At 48.7% G+C, this 25,820-nt stretch carries 26 protein-coding genes; 17 read left to right on the top strand and 9 right to left on the bottom strand.

Going from position 1 to position 25,820, the window contains the following annotated elements:
• Positions 1 to 172 precede the first annotated feature (172 nt).
• The 8 genes from DW182_RS06540 (at position 173) to DW182_RS06505 (ending at position 8,515) form a co-directional block, all read left to right on the top strand.
• Positions 173 to 391 (top strand): hypothetical protein, encoded by a 219-nt coding sequence (locus DW182_RS06540; RefSeq protein ID WP_115502420.1) that lies wholly within the window; start codon positions 173 to 175, stop codon positions 389 to 391.
• Positions 388 to 1,608, top strand: a complete 1,221-nt coding sequence (locus DW182_RS06535; RefSeq protein ID WP_118295037.1) for a DUF3575 domain-containing protein — start codon at positions 388 to 390, stop codon at positions 1,606 to 1,608. The genes DW182_RS06540 and DW182_RS06535 overlap by 4 nt, the downstream gene beginning before the upstream one ends.
• 21 nt (positions 1,609 to 1,629) lie before the next feature.
• Positions 1,630 to 2,538: a FimB/Mfa2 family fimbrial subunit gene (locus DW182_RS06530; protein WP_118295036.1), complete on the top strand. Its 909-nt coding sequence runs from the start codon at positions 1,630 to 1,632 to the stop codon at positions 2,536 to 2,538.
• Between the two features lie 41 nt (positions 2,539 to 2,579).
• On the top strand, positions 2,580 to 3,539 hold the full coding sequence (locus DW182_RS06525; protein WP_118295035.1) for a fimbrillin family protein: 960 nt from the start codon (positions 2,580 to 2,582) through the stop codon (positions 3,537 to 3,539).
• Between the two features lie 28 nt (positions 3,540 to 3,567).
• The gene (locus DW182_RS06520) at positions 3,568 to 4,458 is read left to right on the top strand and encodes a fimbrillin family protein (RefSeq protein WP_118295034.1); all 891 of its coding nucleotides are present in this window, start codon (positions 3,568 to 3,570) and stop codon (positions 4,456 to 4,458) included.
• 40 nt (positions 4,459 to 4,498) lie between these two features.
• Entirely contained in the window at positions 4,499 to 6,124 is a 1,626-nt protein-coding gene (locus DW182_RS06515; RefSeq protein WP_118295033.1) for a fimbrillin family protein, read from the top strand.
• Between the two features lie 200 nt (positions 6,125 to 6,324).
• Entirely contained in the window at positions 6,325 to 7,803 is a 1,479-nt protein-coding gene (locus tag DW182_RS06510; protein WP_118295032.1) for a metallophosphoesterase, read from the top strand.
• 250 nt (positions 7,804 to 8,053) lie between these two features.
• Complete coding sequence (locus DW182_RS06505; RefSeq protein ID WP_118295031.1) at positions 8,054 to 8,515, top strand: HU family DNA-binding protein; 462 nt, start codon at positions 8,054 to 8,056, stop codon at positions 8,513 to 8,515.
• 178 nt (positions 8,516 to 8,693) lie between these two features.
• Here the strand turns inward: DW182_RS06505 and DW182_RS06500 are convergent, their stop codons facing one another.
• Positions 8,694 to 9,614: an Rpn family recombination-promoting nuclease/putative transposase gene (locus DW182_RS06500; RefSeq protein ID WP_199678555.1), complete on the bottom strand. Its 921-nt coding sequence runs from the start codon at positions 9,612 to 9,614 to the stop codon at positions 8,694 to 8,696.
• Between the two features lie 140 nt (positions 9,615 to 9,754).
• On the bottom strand, positions 9,755 to 10,447 hold the full coding sequence (locus DW182_RS06495; protein ID WP_233564092.1) for a hypothetical protein: 693 nt from the start codon (positions 10,445 to 10,447) through the stop codon (positions 9,755 to 9,757).
• A 167-nt stretch (positions 10,448 to 10,614) separates the two neighbouring features.
• Between DW182_RS06495 and DW182_RS06490 the strand changes: the two genes are divergently transcribed.
• The 4 genes from DW182_RS06490 to DW182_RS06475 are packed head-to-tail and all read left to right on the top strand — an operon-like array spanning position 10,615 to position 13,385.
• Positions 10,615 to 10,866 carry a hypothetical protein gene (locus tag DW182_RS06490; protein ID WP_118295028.1) on the top strand — a complete coding sequence of 84 codons (252 nt, stop codon included), beginning with the start codon at positions 10,615 to 10,617 and terminating at the stop codon, positions 10,864 to 10,866.
• Position 10,867: 1 nt separating this feature from the next.
• Positions 10,868 to 11,278, top strand: coding sequence for a type II toxin-antitoxin system VapC family toxin (locus DW182_RS06485; RefSeq protein WP_117987380.1), 411 nt, complete (start codon positions 10,868 to 10,870; stop codon positions 11,276 to 11,278).
• A gap of 19 nt (positions 11,279 to 11,297) precedes the next feature.
• Entirely contained in the window at positions 11,298 to 13,058 is a 1,761-nt protein-coding gene (locus tag DW182_RS06480) for an AAA family ATPase (protein WP_118295027.1), read from the top strand.
• Positions 13,059 to 13,067: 9 nt separating this feature from the next.
• Positions 13,068 to 13,385, top strand: coding sequence for an MGMT family protein (locus DW182_RS06475; protein WP_007665990.1), 318 nt, complete (start codon positions 13,068 to 13,070; stop codon positions 13,383 to 13,385).
• Here DW182_RS06475 and DW182_RS06470 read toward each other — a convergent pair.
• Both DW182_RS06470 and DW182_RS06465 read right to left on the bottom strand, forming a co-directional pair.
• Complete coding sequence (locus DW182_RS06470) at positions 13,375 to 14,550, bottom strand: MFS transporter (RefSeq protein ID WP_044532388.1); 1,176 nt, start codon at positions 14,548 to 14,550, stop codon at positions 13,375 to 13,377. The genes DW182_RS06475 and DW182_RS06470 overlap by 11 nt on opposite strands.
• 43 nt (positions 14,551 to 14,593) lie before the next feature.
• Positions 14,594 to 15,037, bottom strand: coding sequence for an HD domain-containing protein (locus DW182_RS06465; RefSeq protein ID WP_118295026.1), 444 nt, complete (start codon positions 15,035 to 15,037; stop codon positions 14,594 to 14,596).
• 102 nt (positions 15,038 to 15,139) lie between these two features.
• On the opposite strand from DW182_RS06465, the gene DW182_RS06460 reads away from it, so the two are divergent.
• Together DW182_RS06460 and nfo are read left to right on the top strand one after the other, a co-directional pair.
• On the top strand, positions 15,140 to 15,442 hold the full coding sequence (locus DW182_RS06460) for a GNAT family N-acetyltransferase (RefSeq protein WP_021967813.1): 303 nt from the start codon (positions 15,140 to 15,142) through the stop codon (positions 15,440 to 15,442).
• 69 nt (positions 15,443 to 15,511) lie between these two features.
• Positions 15,512 to 16,348, top strand: coding sequence for a deoxyribonuclease IV (gene nfo / locus DW182_RS06455; RefSeq protein WP_118295025.1), 837 nt, complete (start codon positions 15,512 to 15,514; stop codon positions 16,346 to 16,348).
• Between the two features lie 114 nt (positions 16,349 to 16,462).
• Here the strand turns inward: nfo and DW182_RS06450 are convergent, their stop codons facing one another.
• The 3 genes from DW182_RS06450 to DW182_RS06440 all read right to left on the bottom strand — a co-directional run bounded on the left by DW182_RS06450 (position 16,463) and on the right by DW182_RS06440 (position 20,523).
• Positions 16,463 to 17,761 carry a glycoside hydrolase family 28 protein gene (locus tag DW182_RS06450; protein WP_118295160.1) on the bottom strand — a complete coding sequence of 433 codons (1,299 nt, stop codon included), beginning with the start codon at positions 17,759 to 17,761 and terminating at the stop codon, positions 16,463 to 16,465.
• A gap of 178 nt (positions 17,762 to 17,939) precedes the next feature.
• Complete coding sequence (locus DW182_RS06445; protein WP_118295024.1) at positions 17,940 to 19,565, bottom strand: RluA family pseudouridine synthase; 1,626 nt, start codon at positions 19,563 to 19,565, stop codon at positions 17,940 to 17,942.
• 16 nt (positions 19,566 to 19,581) lie between these two features.
• Complete coding sequence (locus tag DW182_RS06440) at positions 19,582 to 20,523, bottom strand: GNAT family N-acetyltransferase (protein WP_118295023.1); 942 nt, start codon at positions 20,521 to 20,523, stop codon at positions 19,582 to 19,584.
• Between the two features lie 73 nt (positions 20,524 to 20,596).
• Here DW182_RS06440 and DW182_RS06435 point away from each other — a divergent pair, with 73 nt between their 5' ends.
• The 3 genes from DW182_RS06435 to DW182_RS06425 all read left to right on the top strand — a co-directional run bounded on the left by DW182_RS06435 (position 20,597) and on the right by DW182_RS06425 (position 24,751).
• A complete protein-coding gene (locus tag DW182_RS06435; protein ID WP_118295159.1) occupies positions 20,597 to 22,042 on the top strand; it encodes a DEAD/DEAH box helicase in 1,446 nt (481 codons plus the stop codon).
• A gap of 207 nt (positions 22,043 to 22,249) precedes the next feature.
• Complete coding sequence (locus DW182_RS06430; protein WP_118295022.1) at positions 22,250 to 23,854, top strand: HAMP domain-containing sensor histidine kinase; 1,605 nt, start codon at positions 22,250 to 22,252, stop codon at positions 23,852 to 23,854.
• A gap of 39 nt (positions 23,855 to 23,893) precedes the next feature.
• The gene (locus tag DW182_RS06425) at positions 23,894 to 24,751 is read left to right on the top strand and encodes an MBL fold metallo-hydrolase (RefSeq protein ID WP_118295021.1); all 858 of its coding nucleotides are present in this window, start codon (positions 23,894 to 23,896) and stop codon (positions 24,749 to 24,751) included.
• Here the strand turns inward: DW182_RS06425 and DW182_RS06420 are convergent.
• Both DW182_RS06420 and DW182_RS06415 read right to left on the bottom strand, forming a co-directional pair.
• Positions 24,744 to 24,923, bottom strand: coding sequence for a hypothetical protein (locus DW182_RS06420; RefSeq protein ID WP_117706544.1), 180 nt, complete (start codon positions 24,921 to 24,923; stop codon positions 24,744 to 24,746). The two genes, DW182_RS06425 and DW182_RS06420, sit on opposite strands and share 8 nt — an antisense overlap.
• Before the next feature lie 27 nt (positions 24,924 to 24,950).
• The gene (locus DW182_RS06415) at positions 24,951 to 25,643 is read right to left on the bottom strand and encodes a glycine zipper family protein (protein ID WP_118295020.1); all 693 of its coding nucleotides are present in this window, start codon (positions 25,641 to 25,643) and stop codon (positions 24,951 to 24,953) included.
• Between the last annotated feature and the right edge of the window lie 177 nt (positions 25,644 to 25,820).

The raw sequence follows: 25,820 nt of genomic DNA, 5'->3' as shown, positions 1-25,820 counted from the left end.
TCAAAAGCACGGTCCATCCGTGCTTTTTTTGTGTCCACATGCCCCAGAAGTATCTGAGGAGGGTGTGTTGCAATATAATTGGGACAAAATGCAATAAAGTCGGGACAAAATGCAATAGTGTTTCATCCGTAAATCGCTTCTTTTGCAGCATGATTTCTAAAGAACAAGAGCGATGAACGAATACATGTACCTTCTTATTGTGGCATTCATTTTTTGTATGGTGATAGCCATTTTTTGCCTCTTCCTGTATTGCCGGAAGATTGAACGGAAGTGCAACCATTGCATTGCGAAAAGCCTTCGTGAACTGGACCGTATGTTTAAAGAACTGGAACGCATGCAGGTGGAAAGGGAAACTATCGAAAAGATATTTAAAATGAGGATAAACTTATGAAACACTTACAAAGACATCTACTGGTTCTGCTCCTGGCGCTGCTGCCGGGAGTGGCAAGTTTCGCCGGAGAAGCGGCGGACAGTCTCTACATCTTTCGCTTTGTGCAAGGAAAAGATGCGTTCTACGCCCCCTGGCGGGACAACAGTGCGCAGCTCGAAGCACTCCTGACCCTGCTACGTGCACACCGGGAGGCCATTCTTTCGGGCAGCATTCCGGTGCGCGTGGATGGATATTGCACCGGACAGGCCCCGGACGAAGAGAACCGGCGCATGGCTGCCGTGCGCAGCAACCGGGTGAAGTCGGAACTTATCGGACGGGCAGGAGTGACGGAAGCCTGCTTCGTGACTGCCAACCATGCCGTGGAGTACGCAGAAGGAGTGCGGAATGTAGTGACCGTGACGCTGTGCATCCCCGCCGATATCAACGAAACGAAAGAAGATTTACCCGACGCGGCTGACACGGATTTAAAGATTGTTCAGCAGGAGCAGAGGGCTGTTCAGCAGGAGCAGAGGATTGTTCAGCAGGAGCAGAGGGCTGTTCAGCAGGAGCAGAAGGCTGTTCAACAGGAGCAGAAAGCTGTTCAACAAGAGCAGAAAGCTGTTCAACAAGAGCAGAAAGCTGTTCAGCAAGCCCAGAAGCCTGCCCGGCAAGCGAAGAGCGAAGCGGCAACCCCGGAACAGCCAACGCCCACCCGTTGGAAAGAACAATCCCTTTCCCTCCGCACCAACCTCTTGTATGACGCCTTCCTGCTGCCCACCCTTGGCGTGGAATGGCGCATCAGCCACAGCATCGGCCTCAAGCTCGACGGCAGCTTCTCCTGGTGGGGCGGCAATCACGGCAAAGTGCAGAAAGTGTGGCTCGTCAATCCCGAAGTGCGGTGGTATCTGCTGCGCGACAGACGCTTCTACGTAGGCGTCTCCGGTAGCTACGGCGAGTACAACATATATAAGTATCTGCCCGGCAAACTGCTGAAAGGCGACACCGGCTATCAGGGCAAGCTATGGAATGCGGGCGTGACGCTGGGTTACCAATTATCCCTCTCCCGCAGTTTCTCCCTCGACTTCAACCTCGGCCTGGGCTATACCCGTTCCGCCTACGACAGCTTCGGCATGACCGACGGCGTGCGCATCCATAAGCAGCAAGACGGAACAAAGAACTTCCCCGGCCCCACACAAGCAGGCATCAGCCTCGTGTGGACTATCGGAAACAACAAGTAAAACCATCTAAAACCAACGCATATGAAAAGGAACATCAGACAATGTCTTATCGTAGCAGCCACAGCGCTATCCCTTGCCGCCTGCGACGTGGAAGACCCCATCTACAACACCCCGCACCCGGAGCAAGGGGCAATAACCCTCGTTACCGACTGGAGCGGCATCGGTGAGGGACTGACCGCACCCGCAAGCTATACGGTAGAAGCCGGCGGCTACTCCGCCACCCTCACCGGCACCACCAACCAGCTCGAATCTCTTTTTGAACCGGGCAGCTACCACCTGCATATCTACAACACGCCGCAGCACATCACCGTTTCCGGCATCACCGCCACCGTCGCCGGGGCTTCGGGCAATGTGGACGGTGCGGGCCCCTTCGTGCAGGAGATGCCCGGCTGGCTGTTTACGGATGCGGTGGATGCTGTGATAGAGCCCGATACGGAGCAGACATTCACCGCCGTGATGCAGCAGCAGGTGCGGCAACTGACGCTCGTCATCGAGCCTACGGGCAGCACCACGGACAGGATAGAGCACATCGAGGGCTACCTGTCGGGCGTAGCAGGTACGCTGGATTTTTCTGCCGGCATCTACGCCACACCCACGAACGTGGAATTGCAGTTCGCAAAGATAACCTCCGGCGCCAATGCCGGGAAGTACGCGGCAACCGTGCGCCTGCTTGGCATAGCGGGTGAGCAGCAGAAGCTGAACGCCATCATCTGCTTCACGGGCGGCAGCCCCGAAGCCCTGAACCTCACGAGCGACCTCACCACGGAGCTTGCCGCCTTCAACACCGACAAGCGGAAGCCCCTTACCTTGGGCGGGAAAGTAGTGGAGACGCCTACCGGAGCCGACTTCTCCGCCACCATTACCGACTGGACACCGGGCAACGGCGAGGGCGGCGAAGGCGGCTCGGCGGGAATGGAAACGAACAATTAAATGAATTATCACTATTAATAACACTAAAAAAAAGTAAGATTATGAAACTTAGAAACTTATCAATCATTGCCGCAGCAGCCCTTGCGCTTGCCGCCTGTAACAACGACAACGAAGCAGTCACCGACAACTGGAACGGCGAAATCCGCCTCACCAGCGGCATCACCTCCCAGACCCGTTCCTACGGCCTCGACACACAGCTTGGCGCAGGCCTGCAAGTATCTGCCTGGGTGGACGACAGCAACAACCTCCCCCTCTACCAGAACAACCTGCTCACCGCCGACGGCACCGGCGGCTTCACCTACGCCAGCGACATGTACTACATCTCGCCCGACCCCGTGAACATCTATGCCATCCATGCCAACCCTGCCCCGGTGGGAGATGACTTCCCCGCATCGGTGTCCCACGAAGTGAAGGCCGGCCAGACCACGAAAACCGCCTACGCCGCCTCCGACCTGCTCTATTCCACCAAGCGGAACGTGGCCCCCACCGCCTCTAACGTGGACCTCACTTTCTACCATTTGCTATCTAAAGTAGAAGTAGTGCTGAAGCGCGGCAACGGCGCCCCCGACCTCTCCGGTGCCATCGTGACCCTGGAGAACACCGCCCTGAAGGCCACCTTCACCCCCAAGAAAGCCGCCGACATGAGTAGCGAGGCCGAACGCCGGGCGATGATAGCCCTCGCCGCCGACCCCAACCCCGCCACTCCGATTACCATCCCCACGGTGGTGACGACAGACTTTAACGCCACCAATCTCCAGTACGCCGAAGCCATCGTGGTGCCCCAGGAACTAACCGCAGGCACCGTCTTTATCCGCGTGAAGCTGGCGGACAATACGAACTTCGTCTACAAAATCCCCGCCGGAGATGCCTTGGAGCTGGAAAGCGGCAAGCGGTACATCTATAAGATAACCGTGGACTATTACGGCCTGACGCTGGAAACCGACATCAAGAACTGGGAAACCATAGGCGCACCCGTAGAAGGCTCTGCATTTCAGGAGTAATCCGTAAACAATAAATATAAAGAAAAAAATGAAGAAGACGAACATACCAATATATATAATGTACCTGTGGGCAGCCTTGGTTTTGGCTGCCTGCACAGGCGATGACGATGCGGCATGGCCCGAAGGCGGCGTGCCGCTGGAACTCTACGCAGCCGTAGAGGGATATTCCTCCGCCAACGCCCAGACACGGGCTACCACCGAAAACAGGTGGGAAGGGGGAGAAAAGGTGAGGCTGTGGATTAGCTCTAGCTTCTCCGGGCCGGCTTGGGATGTATACCCCTCCGTCGATTCCGATGGAAAGCTGATTGTAAATTTAGCCTGGGTAAGCCCGGATGAGGAAAAGGGGATTCAAGGGTTATATCCGTCGGTGAGGAATATTGATCCATTCTCTGTACAGGCCGACCAGAGCAATGAAGGATATCAGGATAGCGACTGCATGGCTGCTCCCTACCTCCTCATCACCGTAACGTCCCCCGATAAGACCCTCGTCTTCCGCCACGTTATAGCCAAAGTGGTGGTACACCTCAAAGCGGGCAACGGCGTGGACGACGATGAACTGCGGACCGCCACTGTAACCTTTGAAAACCTTGAGTGCACGGGAGGGAGTATCGATTTCAGAAATGGAACCGTAGGGCAAGTGACCCCCGACACCGACCGCATCACCCCCAACGAAGTGACCCCTGCCGCCGACGGATACGTACGCACCGTGCGCGCCCTGCTCCTTCCCCAAGATATGTCGAAACGGAAGTTCGTGAAAATAGTCATCGGAGGAAAGACCTTTTACTACACCCCCGCCGCAGGCGAAGCGAACTTCTTCAGTGGCAAGATGTACGAGTACCGCCTCACCGTGACCTCGGAAGGTATCGAAAATATCGACATGGAAGGAGAAGGAGGAGGTACGTGGCATCCGGTCGAGTAGAACAGTAACAACTAAATTCATCAATAAAAAAAGAAACCGTATGAAACAACATCATTCCATATTTCCCCCGGCAGCATCCCTGGCCTGCGCCCTCATCCTGATGCTGGCGGCATGCACGTCCGACGCACTGGACGAACTGCCCCCTGCCGGCACCGACCCCGATGCCCGCCCCCTCACCATCACCGTGAGCGACGGCGGCATGTACGCCACCGGACAAACCCGCGCCCAGGAACGCGGTTACCGCACCGTCTTCACCGAAGGCGACCGCATCGGCCTCTACGTGGTGAAGGACAAAACCCTGGAGGTGAAAAACCTCTGCCTTACCCTACAGGGAGGCAAGTGGACGCTGCCTGCCGGCGCTTCCCAGCTCTTATACTCACCCGGCAGGAGTTATCATGCCTATTATCCCTACCGGAAGGATGGAGATTTGACCGGCAGGGTATTGCCCGGCGATGAAGACTTCTTTAAGTTTGTAGTCAGTGCTTGGCCTGTTGAACTCATCCAGAGTACCTACGCCCAATACACCGCCTCCGACCTGATGACGGCCCGTGGCGTGTATAGCAACCACACGCTCAGCTTCGCGATGGAGCACCGCATGTCTCTGTTCATCCTTCAGGTGCCTGCTACGAAATATACCTATACCGAAAAGATAGACGGCCAAGAGATTTCTAAGAGCTATTACCGCTACACGGCGGTGATCAGTAAAAATGTATATTGGCAGGAGAACCCCTGTACGGCCCGCCTGCTGTTGAATACTAAAAACTCCACGATCTTGGCTCCGGGACCGTATGAGTATTACTACAAGGGAAATCGGGAGACTTTCTATTTGGACTATTCCCAATTAAATCTTCAGCCCGGAAAATATACCGTCCACGAGATTGACGGCAATGAGGCGATAGAAGAGCGGCCGTTAGCGGCGGGTGACTACTATATGCAGGACGGCAGCATCCTGCCCGGGGATGAAATTAGCAAGCTGTCCCGTGATGAACGGAAGAGTTGTCTCGGCGTAGTCTTCTGGGTGGGTGAAATCGAGGGGATACACTGGACGCAGACCGGCCGCCTAGAAGGCGACCGCCTGCTGATGCGCGACCATCCGGAGTGTGTGCACGGCATGGTCGTTGCGATGCACGATGCCTCTCAGGAGGTGAAGTGGGCCATCGGAAAGGGGGAGACTGAGTATGCTTATGATTGGGCCGATTCATTCAATGACTTCACGCCCGGAGAGGAGACCGATTGGGAAGAAATACGGAAATCCGATACAGATTTCGGTTATTGCAGATCCCGTTTAATGGCACTTTACGGTTCTCGGCACAACGACACCACCTTTCCGGCCCGCAATGCGATAGCCACTTATGCTGGTGAGCACCCCGCGCCCGCAGGCAGCAGCGGGTGGTTCTTACCGGGCAAGAATGAGCTTGCCACGCTGTGTTTCGGTGTGCCTAAAAATTATACTGAGGAGGGCTCCACCTACTATTACGAGAATCTTCAGATGCTCAATAAAATCAATCCCCAGATTGCTATGGCGTCCGGTAATGAGCTTATCGGGGAGTATTGGAGCAGCAACGAATCGGGTACTGTTGCCTGGCGTGTAAATCTTGCCCCCCCCGGCTATAACACGAAGCCCAAAGCCGATACCTATAAAGTCCGTGCCGTGCTGGCCTTTTAGCGGCCTGCGTGCGGAAGCTGCGAAATAAAACGATTTATTAACCCCCGTCCCGCCAAAGAAAGGAGGACACACAGCCACAGGACGGTGTGATAAACCTGGTTATAAGTAGATTAATCAATAAAATCAGTACCTGCCATCATCAGAAAGGAGGTTAATGCAGGTGCTAAAGAATAAAATACAAACCATTAAAAAAGAATATTATGAGTTACGGATGTTACTTAGAACTGATAAACAGAGCTTTCAATAAGATTGAAATCACTGTTGAACCTACGGATAAGAAAGAATGGGGAAAGCGGGCTATGAATAAAACGAATCACAATCTTTCTGACAATGACTATTACAGACTCGATGAATATGAAATGAAGCCCAAAGGTATTCATGTGTTGACGGCTCACGGACATTTTCGTGTCACTATCTCGATTGACGGGGAAAAGGAACAGTTACAAAAAGTCTTCGACCTTGAAGACGGACGGCATTCCGGTGCTGTTTGTCGGTATTTCATTTACCCGTCATCATCTTCCGGCATGGATTATGCCGTGCTTGTATCATGCGGGAAATATCTGCAATTGTCGAAGAATGGCAAGAAAGAGAGTGGCTTCGTTAATGATAAAGGATGTTACAAATTTGAATTCTTCCGCCTCTCCGCCCGTCGGTTTGGTGTGATGAACGATTATCATTTCGGTGATACTAATTGTGGGAGTCAAGCGTCTGTTGTAGATAAGCTGATCAATTTACAGAAACGTCCTGAATTTATCGTCATGCCGGGCGATTTGTTAGATTGCCCTACGGCGCCTGCCGGGGATGTTAATCCGCTACATTTTCCTGCCGTGCGTGATATATGGGGAAATCTGATTGACGGACTGGAAGAACAGTCTATACCCGTTGCCGACGGACTGGGCAATCACGACTTATGGACAGGGTTTGGCGGTGAGAATGTGAAAGGCGATATTCAACAAAGAAACAAAAAGCGGATAGCGGAAGGCAGCTTGTTTCTTCCATACGGCATTAGTACTGCGGATAATGCTGCTAATTATGGGAACAAAGGTTATCACTATACATGGTTTTTTTCTCTGGAAAAGAACGGAAAGAAAGTGCTGGTTGCATTTTTTATGCTAAACAATTTGCCGGGCAATGCAAACCGCACTGATCCGGGAGATACGGGACACGGTCATGATGAGGGAACCTATGCATTCGGCGCCTTGGACTATCTCAATGCAAGTATGCAGACGATGGCATGCAAGCCAGGTTATGATTACAAGGTGGGCATCCCCATGTTCCATATCAACTATGGATGTGATGTGAACGGTGATACGCATGGTAATCCGGAGAGATGGTGGACATACGCCGACAAAAAGGCTTTAAAAGATGTTTTAGATAAAGCTCCAATACAAATCGTGACGGCTTTCTTCGGCCATGAGCACGTTGGTTCTATAGAGAAGCAGGCACTTTATATCGGAAATCGTAAGGACCCGGCCAACAAAACAGGATATTCCGGTTATCGCTGTGCCTGTTCTATTGATAAGCCACGTCTCAATATCATTGATTTGGAATTGGTGGAAGAAAACGGCGGCTGTAAAATTAAGATTACACCTCGATTTATAGAAGTTGCCAAATTGACTTCTACGGATGATTGCTTGCCGATGATAAAAGAAGAACTGCAAAGCTGTATCGAACTATAGTGAGGAAGTCCGCGCCGCTCCGGATGTTTTTCATCCGGCGGTCATTGCGTATAAGGATTTTCAAATCCTGTTTTCTTCTTCTATTTCTATCCGGTACCCCGGTTTTCCCGTGTCTCCGACAAGGCATTCCCGAGTCAGCGACATGACCGCCCCGAGTCGGCGACAAGAGCGCGTCGAGTCGGCGACACGGGAAAACGGGTTCCGGCTCATTTTTTTTATTCATTTATTAACACTTAAAACAATCAGAATTATGCCATTTTGGAAAAAGATGCTTAATCAGAAACAAGCGGTTTACTACCCCCGCGCGATAGTGCAGGGCAAACCCGTGGAAACGGAGACCATTGCCAAGGACCTGGCAAAAATCTCCACAGTGAGTAACTCCGACGTTCAAGCCGTGCTGGGCGACATTGCAGGCGTGATGCACATCCGCATGAGCCAGGGCAAGAGCGTCCACATCAAAGGGCTGGGCTACTTCCGCTACGTGCTCGACACCACCGGCGTGAAGGACCTCAAGGACTTCGACTTCGAAAAGCAGGTGAAAGCCGTCCGCGTGGAGTTCGTCCCCGAACGCACCCGCCTCAGCAGCGGCGCCTACACCCGCGCCCTGGTGGACAGCGAACAACTGGAATGGATTGAACTTTCAGCCACCACCGAAGACCAGGACCCGTCGCATGGCGGCGATGGCGGGATTGAAGAAAATCCGCTGGGATGAGAAAAAGTCCGGAGCGGTCACCGGACTTATTTTATGAACACAGGTTTAAGAATAATGGGAATCGGGGGTTGGCATTCAGGGGGCATTTGTAAAAAAACTACGCTGGAAAACAGAACGTCCCGCCTGCTTCTCAAAAAACGAAAATCGGGCGAGACGAAAATGAATAATATCTTGCTATTTATAATTCTTCTATATCTTTGATGGCTAAACCCGTCACCTGGTGGATGACTTCGGAGGAGATATTCAAGGCTTTCATCGTACGGGCATTCTCTATGTTTTTCTCCTGCTTTCCTTGCTCAAGCCCTTCTGCAAGTCCTTCCTGTCTGCCTTCTTGTCTGCCTTCTTGTCTTCCTTCCTCTCTACCTTCCTCTGCCGCCGTACTCAGCACATCATTCTGAATCATTACGGCATTGATATGTTCGTCATACGCCAGTTGTTCCGCCCTGTCCATATTGTAATAAATCAGTTTGCGGCGTGCTTCTTCCAGCCCGGGAGCTTTCGTATCGGGGCGGATGATGCCGGTCTTCAGATATTCTATCCACTCCTCAAGCGGGGTGACGGCCACCTTGTTGAACTCATTCACTCGAATCAGGAAGTATTCGGGGAAGATTTCGGCAGGAAGTTTGCGCACGATGGCGTCCTTCTCCTTGGTGGTGACCTCCAGAAAATCGCCCGTATGCACGCCCACAAAGGAGTTCTGACCGTGGTACAAGTAATCGTTGCCCTTGCCGATGTCGAAATAGAGAATGCTGATGGAGTACACTTTCTTCACTTGAGAGTAAAGTTCTCCCAGCTCAATATGCTCCGTGATGGCCTTGGCAACGCCGAAGAGGATGCGCTCCAGATAGTATATCTCGCGGGTGTTCTGCACCTCGACGATGATGATTTCATCCTTACTGTTGCGCGCCTTGATGTCCACACGGTTGAATTTGTCGTTTTCACGTTGCTGGTTGCCCTCGCTTTCCAGTATCTCGACGATGCGGATAGGCTCGCCCAGCAACACGGTGAGGAAACCTTCGAGCACGCCGAAGTTGGCTTTGTTGCGTAGCAAACGCTTCACCGCCCAGTCAAATCGTATATATCTGTCTTTCTGTACCATAACTTCTGTTTTTTTCTGCTTACGTACAAAGGTAAGCATAATTTCTGTTTCCAACGTGTCGGGAAGCGATTATTTGTTTGATTCATTTTTACGCAGGTATGAACCAAATGTGCTAATGTGATTAATGTGCCAATTTGCATTTATAGCTTTGAGTTCAGGTAAGAGCTGTATTTGTTAAGCAAAAATTCATTAGGGTTCTCTAAGCTCATAATGTAATTCATTAGATTTTGTTCCTGAAGTTGGTCGTATGCCTTCGCAAACTTTTGATCTTTTCTCAGTAAATCTTTAGAGATAAACGTCTTGAACATAAAAATACGTTCTTTCCGACTAATAATGTCTCCGATTGCATATCCGTCTTGAAAGCTTAATGCACATTTTTCCCGTCCTGTTTCTGAGATAAAAATAATGCCTATATAACTATTTTTTATATATTGGTTAATAAGCTCTTGTTTGCCAATCGCTGCCCCTTTTAAAAACCTTGAATGATAGCGGGAGAAAAAATGAGGAGGAAAAATATAAATGTTATGCTCGCGTGCAACAATATATTCGTAAACATAAGTTCCTTCTTCGGTTTGCACCTGGGATATAGCGATACATGCGGCATCCTCGGCCAGCTTTTTGGTTATTGCATAATAGAATATGAACCAATCGTTATTTGTTGTCTTACTGAAATAGTGAATCGGATTAAATATCATCGGCAAATGAAGGCTTTTAATAATCGCCCTGCGTATTTTAGAATCATAATTTCTTTTGAGATAAGGAACTATATTTTCAAATATATCGTTTTGCATCTCCCTTCTAAGTGCGAAAGGACTCATTGTTCTTGTTATCATTTTTTTAGTGATTGATATTGCGGTCGCAAAGGTAACCAAAACAAACTGCAATTAACCAGGTTAATATGAATTTCAACTACTGATTGGCATGAATAACTATTTTATATCGGGTTTGTTGTATATTGGGGATAAACCTGTATCTTTGTTACATTAAAAAACAGAGCGTTATGGACAATACATTAAAGCTGACCGAAACCTATTGGGAAATGCTAAAGTCACTGAATGATGATATAAAATTGCGATTAGCCACCCGGTTGACCGCTTCTGTTATTGCCGGTAAAGATGCCCGCAAAGACAGGACTGATGAGATGATAGAAAAGCATCTCGGTAAATGGAAGGATGAAAGAAGTGCCGAGGATATCATAAAGGACATTTATGCAGGACGGAATAGTATTAAGGCTCCCCTGAATTTTGATTAAAATGAATAAATCGTCAAAGTATTTGCTTGATAGCAATATTTGTGTCTATATCCTAAGAGGGAAAAAAGGCATGCGCGAGCAACTTCAAAGAGTTGGGTGGGATAATTGTTGTATTTCGGAGATGACTGTTGCCGAACTTTTATATGGTGCTGAATGTAGCAGTGAGATTGAAGAGAACAAAAAAGAAGTACTTTCATTTTGTGCTGATATTGAAATCATTCCTGTAGGAGTGGCTTTATCAGAATATGCTCACCAAAAAGCAACTTTAAGGAAAAAAGGAAGCCTTATCGATGATTTAGACCTCCTAATAGGCTCTACAGCAGTAGCTATTGATTGTATTATGGTCACGGAAAATGTGAAGCATCTTAATAGGATAGAGAATATTCAAATAGAAAATTGGATTACTTTTTAAAATAGCAGGAGGACAGAAAATGGACCCAATGAAATACATAGTACCCGGCAGAAAACGTCTCCCTTACGGCATGATGAACTTCGCGGATATTCGCCTCGACAATTATTATTATGTGGATAAAACCCGCTTCATCCCCATGATAGAGGAGGCGGACCGCTTCTTCTTCTTCATCCGCCCCCGCCGCTTCGGCAAGAGCTTGACGCTGAACCTACTGCAACACTACTACGACGTGCGCACCCGCGACCAGTTTGAGGCACTCTTTGGTGACCTCTACATCGGGCAGCATCCCACACCGGACCGCAACAGCTATCTGGTGCTATACCTCAACTTCTCCGGCATCACCGGCGAGTTGAACAATTACCGCAAAGGACTGGATGCGCATTGCCAAATCTGTTTCGACTTCTTCTGTGAGGTGTATGCCGACCTTCTGCCGCAAGGCATCAAAGAAAAGTTGGACGCAATAGAAGGAGCTGTCAACCAGTTCGACTTCCTTTATCATGAGTGTGAGCGTGCCGGGCGGGATATGTATCTCTTCATCGACGAGTACGACCACTTCACCAACGCCATCCTCGCCGACCCCGAAAGCCTGCACCGCTATACCAACGAAACGCATGGCGAAGGTTACTTGCGTGCTTTCTTCAACAAAGTGAAAGCGGGAACTTACTCCAGCATCAAGCGTTGCTTCATCACCGGTGTAAGCCCCGTGACGATGGACGACCTCACCAGTGGATTCAACATCGGTACCAACTATTCCCTCACGCCGGAGTTCAACCAGATGATGGGATTCACGGAAGAGGAAGTGCGGGAAATGCTGACCTACTATTCAACCACCAGCCCCTTCAATCACACCGTTGACGAGTTGATAGAAATCATGAAGCCGTGGTATGACAACTATTGCTTCGCACAGGAGTGTTACGGTGAAACCACGATGTATAATTCAAACATGGTGCTCTACTTCGTCAAAAATTATATAATGCGTGGCAAGGCACCACAAAATATGGTGGAAGATAACATTCGCATCGACTACGAGAAACTGCGCATGCTCATTCGCAAGGACAAGGAGTTTGCCCACGATGCTTCCGTTATTCAGACGCTGGTGAGTCAGAGCTATATCACCGGTGAACTGAAGAGTGGCTTCCCCGCCTCCAGCATCACCAACCCCGACAACTTCGTGAGCCTGCTCTACTATTTCGGCATGCTCACCATCAGCGGAATGCATAGAGGAAAAACCAAACTGACCATCCCCAACCTGGTGGTTCAGGAACAACTCTATACTTATCTACTGAATACTTACAACGAAGCTGACCTCAGTTTCAGCAGCTATGAAAAGAGTGAACTGGCAAGCCAACTCGCTTATGATGGGGACTGGCAAGCCTACTTCGGCTACATTGCCGACTGCCTGAAGACGTATGCCTCGCAACGCGACAAGCAGAAGGGCGAGTTCTTTGTTCACGGCTTCACCCTTGCCATGACCGCGCAGAACCGCTTCTACCGCCCCATCTCCGAGCAAGACACGCAAGCGGGCTATGTAGACATCTTCCTCTGCCCGATGCTGGACATCTACTCCGACATGACACACAGCTACATCGTGGAACTGAAATATGCCAAGTACAAAGACCCCGAAACCCTTGTGGAAAAACTCCGTCAGGAAGCCATCACCCAAGCCAACCGCTACGCCGATACAGATACGGTGAAGCGTGCCATCGGCAACACCCAGTTGCACAAGATTGTGGTTGTATATAAAGGTATGGAAATGCGGGTGTGCGAAGAAGTTATTTAATCAGCCGTTATGGATCAGGTATCATTCCGAAATGAAGTGTATAGCGTAGTCGCCTCCATCCCTTCGGGGCGCGTACTGACGTACGGGCAAATCGCCTACCTTGTAGGCCGCCCCCAGTGTTCGCGCATGGTGGGACAGGCTATGCACAATGCTTCCGAAGAGCGGAATCTCCCTTGCCACCGGGTGGTAAACAGCCAGGGAAGACTGGCGCCTTGCTGGACGGAACAACGCGAACTATTGGAAAAGGAAGGTGTCGCTTTCAGAAAAAACGGATGCGTCGACCTCAAGGCATGTGGCTGGGAAATCTTGAAAGAATCTATTTCTTAGCAAAGATATTGATAACCAACGAGCAACTCGTCAGCAAAATACCTGTCCCTATCACTCCCGTCCAGCCGAAATATTGCCACGAAGTTCCGGCAAGGAAAGTTCCCGTGGAACCTCCGATGAAGTAAGTAGTCATAAAAATCGTATTGATGCGGTTGGAGGCTTGCGGACAAAGGGCGAATGCACTTGTCTGGTTGCTAAGCTGAATGCATTGCATCCCTATATCTATCAATAATATACCGGCTATGATGCCTACATAGCTGTATTGCCCCACATACAGGGTGATCCATGCACTGATAATCAGCGTACAACCTATGTAAGTAAGCCGTTTCACTCCGAGAATATGTATATATCTGCCGATGGACGATGCCGTCAGTGCTCCGGCTATGCCGCAAAGGCCTAACATACCTATGATATTGTTTCCCGCAAAGAAAGGTGCTTGCTCCATCTTGAAGGCCAGACAACTCCACATGGCAAGGAAGGAACCGAATGAAAAACCTGCACGTAGCGAAACGATGCGTAGTTGGGGGTATTTCCTGACTAAGGAGAACAGGGATTTCATCAAGCCGAAGTATGTCCCCTGGAAGTTGGAAGGGAGGTCCGGAAGTATCCTGATGATGACGATGAGGCAGACAATCATCAGTCCGGCGGCAACGAAGTAGATGAAACGCCAACCCATGTATTCGCCTACGATACCGCTCACTACGCGCGAAGCCAGAATACCGGTCAGCAATCCCGAAAGGATGATGCCCACATTCTTCCCTTTGGTTTCGGGGGTGGAGTATTGCGCCGCAAGAGGCATGAACACTTGCGGAATGACGGAACATGCACCTGTCAGCAGGGAGGCAAAAAGTATCAGGTGGATGTTGGGAGCCAGGGCAATGGTGAGCAGGGAGACCACCAGCACGGAGATATTTACGAGGATGATGTTTCTCCGGCGGTATAAGTCGCCCAACGGAATGATGAAAAGCAATCCGAGCGCATAGCCTATCTGCGAGAACATGGCTATCAGATTGGCGGTGAACTCGCTGATGTTCAGATCACGGCTGATGCGGTTCAGTAAGGGTTGATTGTAGTATATATTAGCCACCGTTACTCCTGAAATGATGGCGAGTGTCCAAAGCAAGGACGACGGTATTCCCTGGTTTTCCTTTAGTTCCTGTTTCATGCCGCAAAGGTAACTATTTCATGAAAAACGAACGCATATATTATCAATGATTCATATAGAAAGGCATCAGGCGGTGATAGGCTTTCAGGTATTTCTTCAATCTGCTGATTTCTTTTTCCCCTATGCAGGGCATACGGCGGACGTCCATATTATCCGTCAGGTCGTGAATTTTAACGGCAATCGCAAGGGGATTGGTGGCGCATCTTCCGATGTATTCCTCGTAGTCTTCTTCATCGGATAGCTTGGTGACGCACCGCACGGCTTCGATGATTTCATCCGGGAAACCTTCTTTCTTCAGGTCTTCGCACGTCCATTCCGTGCCTTCCACTACATCGTGGAGGATGCCGACAATCCTTTCTTTCAGGTCACGTCCCATATTCATGACACGGATGGGGTGGTGCAGATATTCCTGTCCGTATTTATCTTTTTGTCCTTTATGAGCCTCGGTAGCGAGGGCGATGGCGTGAGAGAGAAGATGATTGTCCATAAGATTTTTTTTAGAAGTGTTCGATACAAAGTTACTGAAATCTGTTATTTAATATAGAGAGTCTTGTTATTTAATTTATTCACCCAATAAAAGAAACAGATTATGAATATAGAACATTATCCCGAGAAAAAAGTTTTTCAGACAACGGTGGATGGGGAAACTGCCCGTCTGATGTATCATGTCACTGATGGTGCGCTGGATGTGCGCCATACGATTGTTCCCGATGAAATCAGCGGGAGAGGCATTGCCTCTGCTTTGGTAAAGGCGGCCTATGACTATGCTTTAGCCAATGGATTGGTGCCGGTGGCAACCTGCTCTTATGCCGTGGTTTGGCTGGAAAGACATCCCGAATATAATGGAAAGACAGGAAAGGATTATGCCGGAGAAGGGACGTGTGCACTCTAAATTGATTTTGCCATCTTCGGATTTTTCTCTATCTTGCTTCCGTTTTTAATCATCATATAAAGAACAGATATGAAAAAATATATTGGAGCGCACGTGAGTGCAAGTGGTGGAGTAGAAATAGCTCCCGTTAATGCCCATGAGATAGGTGCGAATGCATTCGCCTTGTTCACAAAGAATCAACGGCAATGGGTGGCCAAACCGTTGACGGAGGAAAGCATCCGCGAGTTCAAGGGCAATTGTGAGAAATTCTCTTTTGATGCCCGCTATATCCTGCCCCATGATAGTTATCTGATTAATCTGGGGCATCCGGAAGAAGAAGGATTGGAGAAAAGCCGTGCCGCATTTCTGGATGAGATGCAACGTTGTGAGCAATTAGGCTTGCAACTCCTGAACTTCCATCCGGGAAGCCATCTCAATAAGATTTCGGTGGAGGAATGTCTGGATAAGGTTGCCGAGTCCATTAACATTACATTGAGCAAAACGAAAGGGGTAACGGCCGTTATTGAAAATACGGCAGGGCAGGGTAGCAATGTAGGTAATGAGTTTTGGCAATTGAAGCATATCATCGACCGGGTAGAAGATAAATCACGTGTAGGGGTATGCCTGGATACTTGCCACACCTATTCGGCAGGTTATAATATAGTAGGGGAATATGATAAAGTATTCCGTGAGTTCGACGAGGTAGTTGGCTTCAATTATTTGCGGGGCATTCACTTGAATGATACGAAGAAAGCGTTGGGTAGCCATGTAGACCGCCATGATAGCATCGGGAAAGGCTTGTTAGGAATTGATTTCTTCAAGCGTTTTATGAAAGACGAACGTTTCGACAACATGCCTGTCATTCTGGAAACACCGGATGAAACGCTCTGGGCGGAAGAAATAAAGTTGTTGCGTAGCTTTGAATAGCGTGTAGAATAATATAGATACGCGGACGACGCGGAATAAACGGACGAACACGGATTTTTCATTATGAACTAAAATCCGTGTTCGTCCGTTTATTCCGCGTCGTCCGCGTATCCTTTATTGATTCACCTTCACATTATCCCATTCAAACGATGAGATCACCGACTTATCGCAATCTCCATTCTTCGCCTTGATATTCAGATTCTCGAACTTGAAATTTGACAATTTGTATTGTTCGGATGCACTTACGTTGAAGAATACATCACAATCGAAGTCAATATTACGCATCGTCACGTGGTCTGAGTAGGACATCGGAACATCCTTCCGGTCCTTGAGGTCAAAGAATTGTGTCCACGGCTTGACGTAGAGGAAACTCTTGGCATTTCCTTTGATGTCTTCAACGAGGATATACTCGTAATTCTGAGGAGTGTCGGCACGCATTTTCAACCATAGCAAGCGGCTTGCCTGATTGATTGTGCAACGGCGGAGGATAATATTACGATTATGAATAGATTCGCTACCACAAGTCAGTGCACTATGACAGAAACCATACGTACAATCTTCTATAATAATGTTAGTGTTACTTCCGTTGTTGGAATCCTTATCAGCCCACGGGCCTTTTCCGCCTTTCAGAGCAATGGCATCATCGTTAACCGAGAGATAGCAATTCTTAACCAATACATTGCTACATACATCAATATCAATAGCGTCCGTGCTGGGAGCCTTGACCGGAGCTGCCGGAGAGAAGATGTATAAATTCAGCAATTTCACATTATTACATTTATAAATATGCGTTGTCCAGAACGGAGAATTGATGAGACGTACTCCTGAAATCTGTACATCATTGCTATTGGAAATGTGTACTAGGCGCGGACGCAACTCATCCATATTCGTGCATTTCGGAATAACGGAACGGCGCAACCAGAAAGATTTCCAATAGCGCAGACCGTTACCGTTGATGGTTCCCTTACCGGAAATGGTGAAACCATCTACTTTGTCGGCATTAACCAGTGCGGCAAAGTATTTGAGTGATTGCCCCTCTATGCGGGTATTGATTATAGGGAAGTTGCTGATATCATCGCTACCTTTCAGTACGGCTCCTTCTTCCAGATAAAGATGGGTTTTCGGTTTGAAGAAAAGCGCACCACTCAGGTAAGTACCTTTCGGAATGATGACTACGCCACCGCCTTTGGACGAAGCCTGGTCGATGACGGCTTGAATCTTTTCTGTTTGAATCAGGGTGCTATCATTTACAACGCTATAATCTGTAATCTTGTACTTGTCACCCAGTGTTTCAATACTTACGATTTCGTTTTGTCTGAACCAGTCGGGAATAGGAGTTCCGTCAGGGAAATTCTCTTGTGCGAAAGAGGACAGGCAGAAAAGTAAACTACATGCTAAAGTTACGAATTTCATGGTTTTAATCATTAGTTGGTTAATAGTGCTTGATCGGATAGATTTATCCGTTTGCAAAAATAGGGAATAAAATCCGGATATGATGGGAATGAAAAGGTTCAATTCCTAAGCTATTTGTCAGTTTATATAGGCTTTTTGACTCTCTCTTGTGGAAGGAGAAAAAGAGAAGAAGCAATCATCAGAAGTCAGCCTTTTCCGTGATACGGATGATCCGTCCGTCGGCGGGATGGGTAAATTCGATGGACTCGGCATGCAGGTAGAGGCGTTTATCCTTTCTTCCGTAAAGCTCGTCGCCTATGATAGGACAATGCAGACCTGACGGATGTGCGGCATGTACACGGAGCTGATGAGTGCGCCCTGTATGCGGATGAAAAGCTATGCGTGTGCATTTGTCCCTCCGCTCAAGAACCTGATAATGAGTGATGGCGGGTTTGCCATACTCCATGTCTACCACCTGCCGGGGACGATCCAGCGGATCCGGGCAAATGGGAAGCTCGATGGTTCCCTCGTCTTGGGGAATGATGCCGTCGAGCAGGGCTATATACATCTTTCGGATGGTGTGATTCTTGAACTGGGCTTGCAGGTGTTGATGCACCTTTTTATTCTTGGCAACGATTAAAAGTCCCGATGTAGCCATGTCCAGCCGGTGCACAATCATCGGCCCGTCGGCTTCCGGATAGAGTTGCCTTGCCAGACTATATACGGACTCCTTTTCACCCTTACCGGGCACGGAGAGCATTCCGGAAGGCTTGTTGACTACCAATAACCATTTGTCCTCATAGACTATTTTTAATTTCCCGTAGCCCTGTTCCGGAAGTTGTAGCATAGGATTTTCTTCTACTTCCAACCCTTGAAGCATGTGTTGCAAGATAGGCTCGCACTTACCTTTACAAGCGGGATAATAATAACCATGATGGCGGATTTCGGCTTTGGGAGAGTTGCCCCACCAGAACTCTGCCATAGCAATGGGCTTCCAGCCATGCAGATAGGCTTGTTGCAATAATTTAGGGGCGGCACATTCTCCGGCACCGGCGGGAGGAGTTTTGTGCACGGTTTGGCTGAATATATCACACAAGGTTTTCACCTCCTTCCGGTAGTTCAACATTCTGAATTGCCCGAATAATTGTTGTTGCAGGGCGGCAGAACGGCTTTTGCGTTCCACCTTCAACTCTTGAATTAGCTCTTCCCGGTTATTGATTTCCACTTGCAAAGCGGCTATCTTTTCTTTCCAGGAACGTTCCAGCCGTTTGTATTCCGCTTTTTGAAATTGGCTTTCGCGTATCAGGCGGGCTTCTTCTTCGGTAGTGAGTCCGGCTTCCTTTCTACGCAATTCTCTTTTCTCTTTCGCTTCTTTTAATTGTTGTTTGGCTATGTTCAGTGCTTCCCGGGCTTGTTGGTGGGTCCGGGTGAGCTCGGACAATAAAGAAGTGTATTCCTCGTCCTCTTCCAATTGCTTGATGCGCCGGTTGATGGCGGAGATGTTTTCCTCTTCGACTTTGAAGAAACCTTGCGGTTGCAACAAGTCATATACGGGCGGAACGAAGTAGGAGTGTTGGTTCTTCCCCGCCAATATGCCCGAAAACGCCGCCAGGTAACCAACCTCCCCATTTCCGGTCTGCACCACCAGCACTCCGAACATCTTCCCCCAACTTAGCTCTTCTTTCCATTCATGTTGCCGGTTGAGATAGTGTTGCACCTCTTCCGCCGCCATCACGCATAATGGATGGGGAGTGTAGCAGAAAGGATAAGTAAACCTTTCCGGAAGTGGAATATTTGCTATGGAAGTCTTGAAACGGTGCAACATAATGGCGCAAAGATACTCATTTTTGATGTTTCGGATTTGTCAGGTAATAGCATTGATGGTCATATACATGTCCGTCATAAGTCACTTCGGCCTGATGAAGCGTACCCTCATGCACAAAGCCCTGGCGTTTCAATACTTGTTGAGAGCGCTCGTTATGGGGGTAACAGTTAGCGGTGATAAGACTTAGTTTTAGCGTGCCGAAACCGTAGTTTAGTACCGCTTTTACCGCCTCCGTCATATAGCCTTTTCCCCATTGAGCCTCGTCGAGCCAATATCCCAGCATACGTACTTGCGGGTTTTCGCGTCTGGGGTCGGCGATGATGCCGATGGAGCCAATCAATTGCCCGTTGTCTTTCAGGGTAATGGCCCATACCCCTTTCTGGGATAAGAATACGGAACGAAGTACTTCCCGTGATTCCTCCAGGCTTGCGTGAGGTTGCCAACCCGCATTGTTCCCTATGTTGGGGTTTCGGCAACAGGCAAAGAGGGCCTCTGTATCGTTCTCCACGAAGGGGCGTAGTAGCAACCGTTCCGTTTCAATTGGGGCGTCGGGTTCTTCCGAAGTTTCTTCTTTCCGATAGACACATTCTACGCGGTTTCCGTCAGGATCAAGAATGACGCTTTCGAAATAACCATCGCCTGAAGTGCGCGGTTCTCCGGCTATGGTATAACCGTCTGCCCGGAGTTGTTCAGTAGTCTTGAGTACATCTTCTTTGCTTTGAAAGGCAAGGGCGAAGTGGGTGAGACCTAACCTGTTTTCTTCTATCAGAGTGTTTTGCACGTCCGTGCGGCTCATTAATTCTAATGACGGACCTTCATCAAAGTAGATGAAGTATGATTCGAAACCCTTCTTGGGATTGATGTATTTTTCGTTGCTTTTTCCGCTAAAATAGCGGATATAGAAGTTCCTTAATTCCTCCAGGCGGAAGGTCCAGATGGCGATGTGATGTACTCTCATGATTCCTTTTTCATGCAAATATAGTGATAATTCCCTGTAAAATCGTACCTTTGTGCCGTAATAAAAAGAAATGATGACATTTAAACAGATGAATATTTCGGAGCCGGTGTGCCGTGCGCTCCTCGAAAAAAACTATTCTACTCCTACACTTATCCAAGAACAAGCTATACCCGAAGCCCTGACTGGGCGTGATTTGTTGGGACTGGCGCAAACCGGAACCGGCAAAACCGCCGCTTTCGCCGTACCCATCATCGAGCAATTGCTTGCCGCTCCTATGCCCCAACGCAAAGGTGCCCCGCGTAGCATCCGTGCGCTTATCCTGACCCCAACCCGGGAGTTGGCGATTCAGATTGATGAATCGTTGGCGGACTATACACGCTATACGACCTTGCGCCACACGGTTATCTTCGGCGGAGTGAAACAAAAGTCGCAAACCGATGAACTTCGTGCCGGGACGGACATCCTGACGGCTACTCCCGGACGTTTGCTCGACCTGATGTCGCAAGGCTTTATCCGCCTCGACGATGTTCGCCACTTCGTTCTTGATGAGGCCGACCGTATGCTCGACATGGGATTTATCCATGACGTCAAACGCCTCTTGCCCAAGCTCCCGCCCAAGAAGCAAACCCTTTTCTTCTCGGCCACCATGCCCGATAGTATCGACCGTCTTGCCAAGAGTTTGTTGCACAATCCGGCGCGTGTGGAAGTAACTCCGGCATCCAGTGTTGTGGAGATTATCAGCCAGTCCGTCTACCGGGTAGAGAAACCTCAGAAGAAAGAATTATTGGCTCAATTGTTGCTCGGAGAGGCAGGCCATCAGGTGCTGGTTTTCTCCCGTACCAAGCATGGAGCGGATAACATTGCCCGCTACCTGTCTCGTCGTGGCATTGCTTGCGAAAGCATACATGGAGACAAGTCACAGAATGCCCGCCAACGTGCGTTGAGCAACTTTAAGGAAGGGCGCTCTAATGTGATTATTGCTACGGATATTGCTGCCCGGGGCATCGATATAAAAGGTCTGGACCTGGTTCTCAATTTTGATTTACCTGATGTTCCGGAGACCTACGTGCACCGTATCGGACGTACGGGACGTGCGGGTTGCGAAGGACGTGCCATTGCTTTTTGCTCAAGCGAAGAAGCCCCCATGTTACGTGAGATAGAGAAACTTACGGGTATAAAGCTGGTGCAACAAAAGCACAATTTGCCTTCTTTGGGAGAGCCTGCCGCTTCTCCTACTACTTCTTCTACCCAAAACATTGCACCCAAATCGCAAAGCCGCACTCAGGGAGGAAGACCTCAGAACAATAGGAGGCGGGAGGACAGAAAGAGACCGGTCGAACCAACCGGAAGCACTCAAAAGGCGGTGGTATCTGCCGAAAAGCCCAAGCGGAATAATAACCGTCCCGAAAGACCTCGACCTGTCCAGCAATCCGGGCAAAAGAAGTCGGGTTCAGGGAAGCCGGAGCCGTCACCTAAAAGTCCGGCAAAGTTGCGTTCGCGCTACGAAAACTATGATTGAAAGTTGTAGATGCTTTTGAAGTATTTGTAAAATAAAATAGGCTTCCCTTTATCTTGCTTTGTGTGAAAAGGAAAATATTTAATATTTAAAAACTTGGTAAAAAGTGCTCTATTGTCTTTAAAAGTTTGTATATTAGCGGCTTGAATGCTTGGAGGAAAAAACGAGAATTCGTTCCGAGTAGTCTAAACTTAAGGAACTAAAGATTATATGACCAAAAGCAAGGAAAGTTTAAGTGTATTTCTACTTCAGTTTTTAGAACGGTTGAATGGCCATGAATCTATTGAAAGGAAAATCACGAAGTCGTTGATAGACATTTGTAATTACTATGGATTCAAGAAAGGGTTTGTTTATCAAACGGATGGCTTCCGCTATTTCTTTTTGAAGGAAACCATCGGAAATGAAGGTGGCACCCTGAGGTCTCGTTTTGAAATGGGAGAGATGACTACACAACATTCTGGTCGTATAGAGGCTAAAAAGAGACCTTTCTATGCCAGTAAGGGTGAGAATATTTCTTTGTCTGATATTGATATTCTGGATTTTTATGGAGTGGATTCTTTGCTAATCAGGCAATTCGAAGATTCCGAAGGCAAGATTATCGGATTTATTGGGTTTGCGGATAGGGAAGAAACCTCGATACCTTTCGCGGAAGACGAGCTCCAGATGATTCATCTGATACTGGGCTCGCTCTCCAAGGAGATAGCGGTCAGGGAATATAAGGAAAGAGAAGTGCGGGCAAGCAACACGCTGGGTAGCATTATGAACAATATGGGAGTGGACATTTATGTGAACTCTTTCGATTCTCATGACATGCTATATGCCAATGCGTCTATGGCCGCCCCGTATGGCGGCATCAGGCATTTCGAAGGGAAGAAATGCTGGCAAGCGCTCTACACCGATAAAACGGGCGAGTGTGAGTTCTGCCCTAAAAGGCACTTGATTGATGAAAATGGCCAGCCCACCAGGGTTTACTCCTGGGACTATCAACGCCCGTTCGACAAATGCTGGTTTCGCGTGTTCAGTGCCGCATTCCCCTGGATAGACGGACAAATGGCGCACGTCATCACCAGTGTCGACATCGACCATCAGAAAAAGATAGAAGAAGAATTAAGGATAGCCAAGGAGAAGGCGGAGAATCTGGACCGCCTGAAGTCGGCTTTCTTGGCCAATATGAGTCATGAAATCCGTACTCCGTTGAATGCGATTGTCGGTTTTGCAAGTATGCTCGTTGAGGAAGATGACAAGAAAGAACGTCAGGGGTATATTGAAATCATGCAGGAGAACACAGAGCTGCTCTTGCAATTGATATCCGATATTCTGGATTTGTCGAAGATAGAGGCGGGGACGCTTGACTTCAATATGGGGTATCTGAACATCAAAGACTTTTGTGAAGACATACTTCGCGGTTATGAAATCAAGGAAGATAAACCCGTGCCCGTATTGCTGGCTTCTAATTTGCCCGATTATCGTATTTATACAGATAAGAAGCGTTTGATGCAGGTTGTCACCAACTTTATCAATAACGCCCTTAAGTTTACGAGCGAAGGGCAAATCACTCTTGAGTATCACTTTAAGGAGGATACCAATGAGATAGAATTCTCCGTAACAGATACGGGCATCGGTATTGCTCCGGATGCGGTGGGGCAGGTGTTCGACCGCTTTGTGAAACTTAATACTTTTTCCAAAGGCACCGGTCTGGGATTATCCATCTGCCGGAGTATTATCGAGCATCTTGGCGGCACTATCGGGCTTGAGTCTGAGGTAGGCGTCGGTAGCCGTTTCTGGTTTACGCATCCTTGTGCCGAGTCGGCATAATCAAAACTATTATTCATGAACTAAAAAATTAGTAGACCAATGAAGAACAAAACATGGAAATATTGGGTTGTTGCATCAGTTGCATTGTTGCTGGTAGGTTGTGGCGGCGGTGCAAAGAAACAAACTAATGAGGAAGTAAGTATGGATAGTACAACTATGGCATGTGACGGTTTGAAAACCTTACAACTGGATGGAGTGAAGGTCACCTGGATACAGGATAATGCAAAAGAGCGTCTTATGGAGAGGACGCTTTTCGCCGATGCCAGTGATGAGCTGATAGATAGCTTGAAGTTGGCGGATGGGATACCTTCGTCCATGAGCACTTTTCTGGTAGAAACGGATGGTGTCCGGATTTTGTTTGATACGGGAATGGGAGCGCCGGATAGCCGTTTATTGTCGGGGTTGGCCTCTTTGGGAGTAACCCCCGCTGATATCAAGTATCTGTATCTCACCCACTTCCACGGTGACCACATCGGAGGAATGATGAAGGGAGATAGCATTGTCTTCCCTAATGCCGAGGTGTATGCATCGAAAGTGGAGTATGATGCCTGGCTCAAAATGTCTTCCGAGAGGAATGCGCAAGTGGTGAAGACCATGAACGCTTATAAGGACCGTTTACACCTGTTTGAATTTGGTGAAACCTTGCCGGGGAATGTGGTTACCATGAATGCGGAAGGGCACACTCCCGGCCATACGGTATACCAGGCAGGCAAGCTATTGGTGATAGCCGATTTGATTCACGGGGCCGCTCTTCAATTGGAACATCCCGAAATCTGTGCTGCGTATGATATGGATAAGGATGCGGCGGTGAAGTCACGTAAACACTTCCTCCGGTATGCCAAGGAAAATGGATTGACAATGGCGGGAATGCATTTGCCGCCTCCGGGGTTTAAATAGTACTTTCCGGATGGGATATGATAGGGGGTGTTTCTTCACTCCCTTTTGACTTTTCCTCCGTTTTCGGGCGCTTGGCAGGGGAGGGCTTCTTCCCGTATTTGCGTTCTTTTTCCCAAGCGGCTTTTCTTGCTTCGTATGCTTCGTATTGCTTTTCTAAATAGTTGTCGGCCATGATTTTATTGTTTTAATTAGAGATTGTTCATCGTTGGGTGGGCAATGAAAACTCTTGCCAGTCATATTCCTCTCCGTTCTCGTCGGCTACGGCAATGCGGAAGATGACTTCTCCCGTCTTTATCCGTTCTCCGGCGCTGATGTTGGCGGTGTATTTCACGCCTTCGCGGGGAGCGATTTGTTCTATCATGACGGATGGCGAGATATAGATGTGCTTCATGCCCGTGACTTCCGCCACTACCGGCACCACGTTGAAGGCGGTCCTGTTTCCCTCGTTCATAATTTCGAAGACGACTTTGCAATTCTCACCCGCATTGATTACGTGGTCGCGGCTATCGTCGATGAAACGTATATTGCGTATCTTCAGGTTGTTGATGGCGGAGGGGCGCGCTTCCGGTCGGGAATTATAGGTGGGCTGGGTTCTCTCTACCCGGTAGCTGTATTCTTCCGTTTGTTTGGGGGCGGTGGCGGCATTGGCAATGGCGGCTCCGGCAATGGTTCCCACAATAGTGCCGATGGCAGAACCACGGTAACCTCCTCTCCATCCTCGGTTGTTCTCGCCTATCAGCCCGCCGATGGCGCCTCCTACATTGCCTCCGATGGCGGCTCCCGCCAATACGGCGCCCGGGTCACCCGCCGCCATGCGGTTGGTGCTACATCCGCTACACAATATGGCTAATTCCAATATTCCTATAAAATGCATGCTAATCAGTTTCTTCATATCAAAATCCTATTTAGTATGTATATGTGCATTAGAACTCTGTAAAGGTATGGATAAAATTTTGTTTGCTGAAATGCGGCTTCTTAATATTTCTATATTCATGGTAGATGTTGCGTTTATCATCCGATTTACGACTTTTCACCCTCAACCTTTTCCATTTCACTTAATTAATTTTAC

It is taken from the genome of Bacteroides sp. AM16-24 (genome assembly GCF_003471885.1).
Lineage (GTDB): Bacteria > Bacteroidota > Bacteroidia > Bacteroidales > Bacteroidaceae > Bacteroides.
The sequence above is the reverse complement of the archived record's forward strand: the minus strand, read 5'-3'. Positions and strand labels throughout refer to the sequence as shown.

Bases quoted from the DNA above. Each gene is read 5' to 3' on its own strand.
- DW182_RS06540 (WP_115502420.1), top strand. From the start codon at position 173: ATGAACGAATACATGTACCTTCTTATTGTGGCATTCATTTTTTGTATG.
- DW182_RS06535 (WP_118295037.1), top strand. From the start codon at position 388: ATGAAACACTTACAAAGACATCTACTGGTTCTGCTCCTGGCGCTGCTG.
- DW182_RS06530 (WP_118295036.1), top strand. From the start codon at position 1,630: ATGAAAAGGAACATCAGACAATGTCTTATCGTAGCAGCCACAGCGCTA.
- DW182_RS06525 (WP_118295035.1), top strand. From the start codon at position 2,580: ATGAAACTTAGAAACTTATCAATCATTGCCGCAGCAGCCCTTGCGCTT.
- DW182_RS06520 (WP_118295034.1), top strand. From the start codon at position 3,568: ATGAAGAAGACGAACATACCAATATATATAATGTACCTGTGGGCAGCC.
- DW182_RS06515 (WP_118295033.1), top strand. From the start codon at position 4,499: ATGAAACAACATCATTCCATATTTCCCCCGGCAGCATCCCTGGCCTGC.
- DW182_RS06510 (WP_118295032.1), top strand. From the start codon at position 6,325: ATGAGTTACGGATGTTACTTAGAACTGATAAACAGAGCTTTCAATAAG.
- DW182_RS06505 (WP_118295031.1), top strand. From the start codon at position 8,054: ATGCCATTTTGGAAAAAGATGCTTAATCAGAAACAAGCGGTTTACTAC.
- DW182_RS06500 (WP_199678555.1), bottom strand. From the start codon at position 9,614: ATGGTACAGAAAGACAGATATATACGATTTGACTGGGCGGTGAAGCGT.
- DW182_RS06495 (WP_233564092.1), bottom strand. From the start codon at position 10,447: ATGATAACAAGAACAATGAGTCCTTTCGCACTTAGAAGGGAGATGCAA.
- DW182_RS06490 (WP_118295028.1), top strand. From the start codon at position 10,615: ATGGACAATACATTAAAGCTGACCGAAACCTATTGGGAAATGCTAAAG.
- DW182_RS06485 (WP_117987380.1), top strand. From the start codon at position 10,868: ATGAATAAATCGTCAAAGTATTTGCTTGATAGCAATATTTGTGTCTAT.
- DW182_RS06480 (WP_118295027.1), top strand. From the start codon at position 11,298: ATGGACCCAATGAAATACATAGTACCCGGCAGAAAACGTCTCCCTTAC.
- DW182_RS06475 (WP_007665990.1), top strand. From the start codon at position 13,068: ATGGATCAGGTATCATTCCGAAATGAAGTGTATAGCGTAGTCGCCTCC.
- DW182_RS06470 (WP_044532388.1), bottom strand. From the start codon at position 14,550: ATGAAACAGGAACTAAAGGAAAACCAGGGAATACCGTCGTCCTTGCTT.
- DW182_RS06465 (WP_118295026.1), bottom strand. From the start codon at position 15,037: ATGGACAATCATCTTCTCTCTCACGCCATCGCCCTCGCTACCGAGGCT.
- DW182_RS06460 (WP_021967813.1), top strand. From the start codon at position 15,140: ATGAATATAGAACATTATCCCGAGAAAAAAGTTTTTCAGACAACGGTG.
- nfo (WP_118295025.1), top strand. From the start codon at position 15,512: ATGAAAAAATATATTGGAGCGCACGTGAGTGCAAGTGGTGGAGTAGAA.
- DW182_RS06450 (WP_118295160.1), bottom strand. From the start codon at position 17,761: ATGAAATTCGTAACTTTAGCATGTAGTTTACTTTTCTGCCTGTCCTCT.
- DW182_RS06445 (WP_118295024.1), bottom strand. From the start codon at position 19,565: ATGTTGCACCGTTTCAAGACTTCCATAGCAAATATTCCACTTCCGGAA.
- DW182_RS06440 (WP_118295023.1), bottom strand. From the start codon at position 20,523: ATGAGAGTACATCACATCGCCATCTGGACCTTCCGCCTGGAGGAATTA.
- DW182_RS06435 (WP_118295159.1), top strand. From the start codon at position 20,597: ATGACATTTAAACAGATGAATATTTCGGAGCCGGTGTGCCGTGCGCTC.
- DW182_RS06430 (WP_118295022.1), top strand. From the start codon at position 22,250: ATGACCAAAAGCAAGGAAAGTTTAAGTGTATTTCTACTTCAGTTTTTA.
- DW182_RS06425 (WP_118295021.1), top strand. From the start codon at position 23,894: ATGAAGAACAAAACATGGAAATATTGGGTTGTTGCATCAGTTGCATTG.
- DW182_RS06420 (WP_117706544.1), bottom strand. From the start codon at position 24,923: ATGGCCGACAACTATTTAGAAAAGCAATACGAAGCATACGAAGCAAGA.
- DW182_RS06415 (WP_118295020.1), bottom strand. From the start codon at position 25,643: ATGAAGAAACTGATTAGCATGCATTTTATAGGAATATTGGAATTAGCC.